This window comes from Bacteroidota bacterium, from assembly GCA_039714315.1.
GTDB lineage: Bacteria > Bacteroidota > Bacteroidia > Flavobacteriales > JADGDT01 > JADGDT01.
Window position 1 is genome coordinate 1 of sequence record JBDLJM010000139.1, and the last position, 8,204, is coordinate 8,204.

General features: G+C 35.4%; 6 protein-coding genes. 3 read left to right on the top strand and 3 right to left on the bottom strand.

The features are described from left to right. Nucleotides 1–788 precede the first annotated feature (788 nt). Nucleotides 789–1,940, bottom strand: a complete 1,152-nt coding sequence (gene lysA / locus ABFR62_11710; GenBank protein ID MEN8139086.1) for a diaminopimelate decarboxylase — start codon at nucleotides 1,938–1,940, stop codon at nucleotides 789–791. Continuing rightward, entirely contained in the window at nucleotides 1,933–3,246 is a 1,314-nt protein-coding gene (locus ABFR62_11715; GenBank protein MEN8139087.1) for an aspartate kinase, read from the bottom strand. Before ABFR62_11715 ends, lysA begins: the two co-directional genes overlap by 8 nt. Nucleotides 3,247–3,542: 296 nt before the next feature. Here ABFR62_11715 and ABFR62_11720 point away from each other — a divergent pair, with 296 nt between their 5' ends. The 3 genes from ABFR62_11720 to ABFR62_11730 all read left to right on the top strand — a co-directional run bounded on the left by ABFR62_11720 (nucleotide 3,543) and on the right by ABFR62_11730 (nucleotide 5,106). Next, nucleotides 3,543–4,202, top strand: coding sequence for an aspartate kinase (locus tag ABFR62_11720; protein ID MEN8139088.1), 660 nt, complete (start codon nucleotides 3,543–3,545; stop codon nucleotides 4,200–4,202). Nucleotides 4,203–4,305: 103 nt separating this feature from the next. Further along, nucleotides 4,306–4,518: a zinc ribbon domain-containing protein gene (locus ABFR62_11725; GenBank protein ID MEN8139089.1), complete on the top strand. Its 213-nt coding sequence runs from the start codon at nucleotides 4,306–4,308 to the stop codon at nucleotides 4,516–4,518. Between the two features lie 201 nt (nucleotides 4,519–4,719). Beyond that, complete coding sequence (locus tag ABFR62_11730) at nucleotides 4,720–5,106, top strand: DUF302 domain-containing protein (protein MEN8139090.1); 387 nt, start codon at nucleotides 4,720–4,722, stop codon at nucleotides 5,104–5,106. 83 nt (nucleotides 5,107–5,189) lie between these two features. Here ABFR62_11730 and dnaE read toward each other — a convergent pair whose 3' ends face one another. Beyond that, entirely contained in the window at nucleotides 5,190–8,192 is a 3,003-nt protein-coding gene (gene dnaE / locus ABFR62_11735) for a DNA polymerase III subunit alpha (protein MEN8139091.1), read from the bottom strand. Nucleotides 8,193–8,204: the final 12 nt, after the last annotated feature.

Consider the following 8,204-nt stretch of genomic DNA (forward strand, 5'->3'; position numbering starts at 1 on the left):
AATTAAAGAGTTTAGAAGGCAATTTAGAAGAGTGAAAGATATTCCTTTTTTCTTGTTCAGGTTATGCAAAATTTATGCTTAATTTATTGTCCTCCCCAGAAAATAGACTTGATCCCATTCTTGGAATCATATCTCCAAAATCTAGGGTTGAAAAAATTTCAGACTTTCCTGCCTGACTGTTTAACGCCAGCAGACTGTGTCGTAATTAATTTACCATCATCTCTACCCTATCACAGTGAAGTGTAAACCTGTAGCAAATTTATAATTAGCTTGCTATATTTTTTTTAAAATTAGAAAAGAGGAATATTATTCCAATTTTGATTCAAAGTGATGTACACAAAAGTAAAAGCCACATATAAGGTATGTGGCTTTTACTGTTTAGGATTTTACTTTATCGCTACAAAGGATGAACCTACAATTAGTACAACTAATACTACGGCTGATAATAAATACATATTAATGGGATTTAGTTAATTTTTACTTTATGAAAGTAGAAAAAAGTAATATAACTCCCACTTGTATGGGTATATTTATTTACAGTTATTATACAGTCCCTAAACAGCAGTAAACTAAGGCTTTTCTCACGTTTGTCGAATTTACAAAAATCAAAAATATATCGTATTCTTATTTTTAACGTAAGAAAAAGTGTACGGAACTTGTGCCCTATTCAATATTTTCTGTGTAAAAAAGAAGTGATCTCATCCTTAAACGAAATCACCTTTATATATTACATGCAAATTAATTTACTACACCTAATTCTTTACACTACTTTCAACAATCCCATCTTTTTAAATATCATCCGAATAGTAAGCTTTTGCTAAGTCTCTGAGATTATAATTAGACGCCATTACCTGTCCATAAGCACCCACTGTACTAATCGACAACAAATCACCTCTTTTTGCCTGTGGCATTAAAGAGTCTTTTACAAAAGTATCGGACGACTCACAGACCGGTCCTACCACATCATATTTAACAAAATCAAGGTTTGAGTTAAGGTTTTCTACTTTATGAACACTTTTATAAAGCGCCGGACGAATTAAGTCAGTCATCCCCGCATCTGCTATAACAAAATTCTTTTCCATTCCGTTCTTAATATAAAGAACACGGGTAATCAAATCTCCACAGGTACCAACCAACGATCTTCCCAGTTCGAAATGGATTTGTTGACCTTCTCTTTGTTTAAGATTTTTATGAATAGCAGCAAAGTAGCCCTCAAAATCGGGAATTTTATTTTCAGGATTTTCATAATCAACTCCAAGTCCTCCTCCCAAATTAATATAAGGAAGTGATATTCCACTTTCTTCGAACCAGTCCATCAAAGAATTTACTTTAATTGCCAGTTCTTCAAACACTGTCATATCCAAAATCTGAGAACCGATATGGAAGTGGATTCCAATAAGATTCAAATTCTTAAAGCTCTCACATCTCGGTACAAGTTCTTCCAGTTCCCACGGATTAATCCCGAACTTATTTTCGTTTAAACCTGTAGTTATATATTCATGCGTCTTTGCATCTACGTTAGGATTTAACCTCAACGCTACATTCATCACTTTTCCTTTATCCCCGGCCAGTTGATTGATTACCTCCAATTCAGCCAATGATTCAACGTGAAAAGCTTTAATATCAGCGTCGATTGAATCGTTTATTTCCTTATCCGATTTACCTACTCCGGCAAAAGCAATTGTTTCACCATCAAAACCGTGTTCCACAGCCTTTAAAACCTCATTTCCACTAACACAATCAGCACCAAAACCATAAGATTGAATAATATCCAATATTTTTGGATTAACATTTGCTTTAAGGGCATAATGAATATGATAACCATACTCCGATGCTGCCTTTTTGGCTGCATCCAAAGTTTTCGTCAACACATCTACATCGTAGTAATAAAATGGCGTTTGTAGTTCCTTAAAACGCGAAATCAACTCTTTGCTATACATAAATCGGTTTTTGAAAAATTTTACTGTTTAATGATTGTAGTGTGTGTGTTTTATTTTCTGTATCAATTACAAATGTAATATTATTATTGCTTCCTCCGAACGAAATCATGTGAATTGGAATCGTTCCAAATGCAGCATAAGTATTTGTTATTGCCCGCGGACTCGATGTTATATTATTCCCCACAATACTGACAATAGAACAATCACTTCTGACTTCTACCCTGCCAAACCCCATTAAATCCTCAACAATATCATGTAAATTTTCAGTATCATCAATTGTAAGCGAAACTGCAACTTCCGATGTTGTAATTACATCAATCGGGGTTTTATAATTATCAAATACTTCAAATACTCTCTTCAGGAATCCATGAGCCTGCAACATTCTTCCTGATTGAATTCTAATAGTAGTAATACCATCTTTTGCTGCTACTGCCTTAATTCCGGGTGAAATATAATTATCTGAGATCAGTGTGCCATGTGCTTCCGGTTCCATGGTATTTTTCAACCAAACGGGTATCGAATTCTTTCGGGCGGGAATAACACTTGCAGGATGCAAAATCTTTGCACCGAAATAAGCCAATTCGGCAGCTTCGTCAAAACTAAGATACTCTATTGGATGCGTATCTTCAACGTATCTTGGGTCGTTATTATGAAAGCCATCTATATCTGTCCATATTTCTATAGCCTTTGCATCGAGCGCTGCACCAATCAAAGAAGCAGAATAATCACTCCCGCCTCTTTTTAAATTATCAATTTCCCCATTGACATTTGTAGCTATAAAGCCTTGTGTAATATATAAATCAACCGCTTCTGACATTTGTTCTCCCAACAAATATTTAATCTTAGTTTCCCGGGGTTCGTTATTTTTATCCAGCAGCATAAAATCAGGAGCCATCAACAACTGATTACTTATTTCAAGACTTTCAAGGTAAAGAGAAAACAATTTAGTAGTTATCAATTCACCCTGAGCAAGAATAAGCTTCCCTTCTCCGCGTAATGAAGAAAATTCGGTTCTGATCAAATCTACTCCATTACCGATAATAGTTTTTGCTCTTTCTAAATAACTTCCGGAAAACAACGATAAAGAAGTATCTGTAAATTTAGTACTAACTTCATTCAACTGTTCTTCGGCTTCAGTAGTTTCACCTTCAGAAACTTTATTTACAATCGAAACTAAAGAATTTGTAACACCCGACATTGCAGATAAAACAACCACAACCTTCCCTTTGCGATCTAACATCTCCACTAAACTTTTTAGCCTTTCTGCTGAACCAACCGATGTTCCTCCAAATTTTAATACTACCATCTTACGAGATTTTCCAATTTGTGTTATTAATAATTTACACCAAAACTATCAATGATTTTTATAATATAACAAAACTAGATCATTCCCTATATCGAATAAAGTTTATATATTTATTAGGCTATTTTGTAACATTTCGTTAATTTTATAACAATTTTCAGGCTCCTAGAAATATTATAACATTAGAGGAGCAAAATTGAGATAGAAAGCATGAAATCCCCATTAAAAGCAGGGTTTTACTACAACAGTGATGAAGATAATTGGGAATAACATGCGACCGAAATATAAAATTATCATACATGAAGACAGTAGCACAATCAGTAGAGGAGATAATTAAAAGGAAACCATTTCTGGAAAGTGCGTTGGCGCAAGGAATAATTAATATGACCTCCTTAGCAAAGGACATTTTACCAAGTGTTGTTGACGATTTAAAAAAAGATGTGAACCAGGGAGCAATTGTGATGGCTATTAAACGTCTGGCACCAACATTAGAATTTCAGATCAATCATAAAGTAAGAGGGGTATTAAGCAATTTAGGAGATATAACCGTAAGGTCGAAATTGGCTGACTATACTTTTTCGGTTTCCGACACATTAATTAAAAATCAATCGAGATTTTTGGAAATGGTTGGAGCCCACCCCGATTTGTACTACGCAGTTTCAAGAGGTGTTTACGAAACTACAATAGTAATCAGTGACAGGTTTCAGGAAGAAGTTGAAAGTATATTTGGCAATGAAATTATTATCTCCAAGAAAACAGGCTTATCGTCATTAACAATTAAACTTCCTGAAGAAAACAGCAAAGTAGCAGGAATTTACTATTATATATTCCGCGATTTAGCATGGGAAGGAATAAACGTTTTAGAGGTGATATCTACTACTAATGAATTTACAATCATAGTAGATGACAACCAGGTAGAAAAAGCATTCAGACTGTTAAAAACTCTGGGAAACCAATAAATATAAAATATATTTCAGTTGATTTAGTGTAACAATTCAACCGATGAACCATTAATATAAGTGTAGATCAACTCTGCACTTTTTTATTAAAAAATACAGAATAATGAACAATCAAATGAGATACGTTTGCCCAAAATGTGGCAACAGACAATACGAAACAGATGAAATAAGAACAACAGGAGGTGTATTTTCAAAAATATTCGATGTGCAAAACAAAAAGTTCACAGCTGTATCATGTAGCAGATGTCACTACACAGAACTGTACAAAGGAAGCACAAGTACTTTAGGCAATATCTTTGATTTCTTTACTAATTAGGGATTAGACACTAGATATTAGACACTAGATATTAGATTGTGTCATTGAATCATTGTGTCATTGAATCATTAGCACATTAAATCATTAGAACATTGAACCATTAGAACATTCGATCATTCAATCATTATTCTTTATTGTAAAGCCACTACTCATATTTAAATAGATCCTAAATTTGTAACTGGAAATTTAAAAGAGAATAAAATGGCTTATACATTCAATAAAACTGTTGAAGGCAGTTTCGACGAGGTAAAAAATATAGTAATTGATGCTTTAAAAGCAGAGAAGTTTGGCGTGATTTCCGAGATAAACTTCAGTGGAATTATAAAAACCAAACTTGAAAAGGACATACAGCGATATGAAATTTTGGGAGCATGCAGCCCAAAATTCGCCTTCGAAGCAGTAATGGAAGATGAAGATATGGGAGCATTCCTGCCCTGCAATGTAACTCTTAACGAAAAAGAAGAAGGAAAGGTAAAAGTATCTATCGTAAACCCTATTCCATATATGATGGCAGTGGAAAACGAGAAAGTAAAAGCACTGGCTTCCGAAGTTGCAGATGCACTGAAAAGAGTTTCGGAGAGTTTGTAATATATAACCTAACAGTAAATCATACCCTGACTAATTTCAACAATGGAAATAGTCAGGGTTGGTTCGACTCCTGTTACTTAAGCCTAATCAGAATATCTGGGATCGGAAACTATAGACTGATACTGCATAGTACTGACTTCAATACTGATAAAATCAAACTCTTCTACTACTTTACCTTCTATTTTATAAATACCTTTACCTCTAAACGGGTATTGTGAAGCCACATTGGGGAAATGCACCGTATCGATAAACTCCCCTCCCTTATCTAAAAAAGTTCCGAAATACATACGTTTATTTCCTTTTGCACTGGTATATTTCACATGAACCAGGTATCCGTAAATGCAAATATTTTTTCCTATATGATTCTTCAGATCTTTGGCAGATAAACTTCCAACAGGCTTTTCTTTGAGTAAGTCAAAAGGGTTCGACAATGGAAATCCCAGTAACTCAATTTCATCGAATGCATCCTCATGTTTACTGTGATGTAATTCAGGTAGTTTAAATTCAGGTTCAGGCGTATCGAACAGTTCGTTAATTCTTTTCTCCGATTTCGATGAGTTAATGAGCAGATGCATTTCCCAAAATAATTCTTTTTTCGATTTATTGGTAAACCTGAATGCTCCTACCTGCACCAATAACTGTAATTGTTCTTTCGATACAGAAATACGTTTTACAAAATCGTGAATAGTTAGATACTTCCCATTTCCGGCTCTTTCACTTAATATTTCGTCAACGAGTTTGCTCTCCAGATTCTTAACATGGATAAACCCCAAATGGACTACATTCCCTTTTATTGAAGTAACTTTTTTACTGTTGTTTACACAGGGAGCCTTAATTTCGGCTCCGGTCATTCTAAGTTCATGAACATATGTTTCCGTGCGGTAAAACCCTCCAAAATTATTTATCACTGCCACCATGAATTCCTTTGGAAAATATGTTTTCAAGAACAGACTCTGATAACTCTCTACTGCATATGATGCAGAGTGACCTTTAGAAAACGAATAACCGGCAAAACTCTCAATCTGATGCCAAATTTCGCTTGCCAATTCATAAGGATGTCCTTTTGCCTGACAGTTTACAAAATACTGCTCCCTGACTTTTTGAAACTCTTCTTTCGACCTGTATTTACCCGACATACCTCTTCGCAAAACATCTGCTTCGGCCAAACCTAAACCTGCAAAATGATGTGCAACCTTAATTACATCTTCCTGATACACCATCACTCCATAGGTTTCAGGCATAATATCGTACATTATCCTGTTAACCGTTTTTCGCCTTTCGGGATAACGATAACGTAAAATATATTCACGCATCATCCCCGATTTTGCCACTCCCGGACGAATAATAGAGCTTGCTGCTACGAGTCCCAGATAGTTATCTACCTGTAATTTCGACAACAACATACGCATAGCAGGCGATTCCACATAAAAGCAACCTAATGTTTTGGCATTTTTAAGCTGATTTTTTATTCTCTCATCTCTTTTCAGACCGTCGATATTATGTATATCAAACTCATCTGCTTCAGGAACATTTTCCCTGATTATCTCAATGGCATCCTTTATATGCCCCAATCCCCGCTGACTGAGAATATCAAACTTATACAATCCAACATCCTCGGCAACTACCATATCAAACTGGACCGTTGGCCAACCTTTGGGAGGTAAATTCACGGCAGAATAAGATGATATTTTTTCCTCCGATATAAGTATACCACCCGCATGAATCCCCAGATAATTAGGGAAGCCCTCAATATAATTAGCGTATTTCATTACTAATTCTACAAGATGATCGTCGGAACCGGCTTTGGGAACCCTCCCCGCTTCTCCTTCAACTTTACCATAGTAAGTCCGCGGAACTTTCTTTGTCAGTTCTTCTATTTGCTCACCCGGCAAGCCAAAAACCTTTGCCAGTTCTCTTATTGTAGACCTGACCTGAAAAGTAGTGTAAGTAGCCAACAAGGCAGTGTGATTCGCCCCATGTTTTTCAAAAATATATCTGGTAATATCTTCACGGTCTTTCCACGAAAAATCCAGATCGAAATCAGGTGGATTTTCACGGTAAAGATTTATGAAACGCTCGAAATACAGATCCAGCTCTATAGGATCTACATCGGTTATCCTCAACAAATACGCAATCAAACTATTTGCCCCGCTACCGCGACCTACATAAAAATAACCCCGGCTCCGGGCATAACGTACAATATCCCAGTTTATAAGAAAATACGATATAAACTCTTTTTTGCTAATAACCGAGAGTTCGGTTTTTATTCTGGATTTCAACTTCTCATTATAAGCTCCAAAACGATATTTCACCCCCTCTTCGATCAACTCATTAATTAGTTCCAGATCTTTATCTGCACTTCCCGTAAAGGTCTTTTTGTTTTTTGGAGGTACATCGTATCCGAACTCGAAATCTATTGATGAGTTTTCCAGAATAAATTCCGTATTCTCAATAATTTCCGGAAATTCAGAAAATATCTTTTTAATATTTTCTTCAGTATCTAATTTATCTCCCTCATCAGCCTGTTCTGTTTTTGGGAGCTTACTCAACAAAATATTATTGTCGATAGCCCGTAGAAGCCGGTGAATATTAAAATCGCGCTTATTTCTGAATGTAGAACTTTTAAGTATTACAAGTTTATCCAAATGTTTTTTCAACCCGGAAAATTTCAGTTTCGAAACCTGATTTGGCTTTATGCCTATAAACTCATTAGCCCTCAAAAGTTCTACATCCTGCCCTTCCCATGGATAAATCACCCATGAATCTTGAAATTCAGGTGCTTTATCTTCTATTTTTAGAGAATTTACCAAATGATTGGACAGATACTCATTCAACTCTCTAAATCCTTCATTATTTTTAGCTACACCAATAAATTTCTGCTCAATCCCGTTTCGGAAATCGATCCCAAGAATTGGCTTAATACCATTCTTTTTTGCCTCATCAACAAAACTCAAACAGGCCGAAGTGTTATTAATATCCGTAAGAACCATCCTGCTGTAACCAAACTTAACCGTTTGCTCAAGGATGTTCTTTACGGACATTGTTCCGTATCGAAAACTGTAATATGAATGGTTGTTTAAATACACTCTTTAGACTTT

What these genes read in the sequence shown, in the direction of transcription:
- lysA (MEN8139086.1), bottom strand. Translation starts at nt 1,940, where the DNA reads ATGTATAGCAAAGAGTTGATTTCGCGTTTTAAGGAACTACAAACGCCA.
- ABFR62_11715 (MEN8139087.1), bottom strand. Translation starts at nt 3,246, where the DNA reads ATGGTAGTATTAAAATTTGGAGGAACATCGGTTGGTTCAGCAGAAAGG.
- ABFR62_11720 (MEN8139088.1), top strand. Translation starts at nt 3,543, where the DNA reads ATGAAGACAGTAGCACAATCAGTAGAGGAGATAATTAAAAGGAAACCA.
- ABFR62_11725 (MEN8139089.1), top strand. Translation starts at nt 4,306, where the DNA reads ATGAACAATCAAATGAGATACGTTTGCCCAAAATGTGGCAACAGACAA.
- ABFR62_11730 (MEN8139090.1), top strand. Translation starts at nt 4,720, where the DNA reads ATGGCTTATACATTCAATAAAACTGTTGAAGGCAGTTTCGACGAGGTA.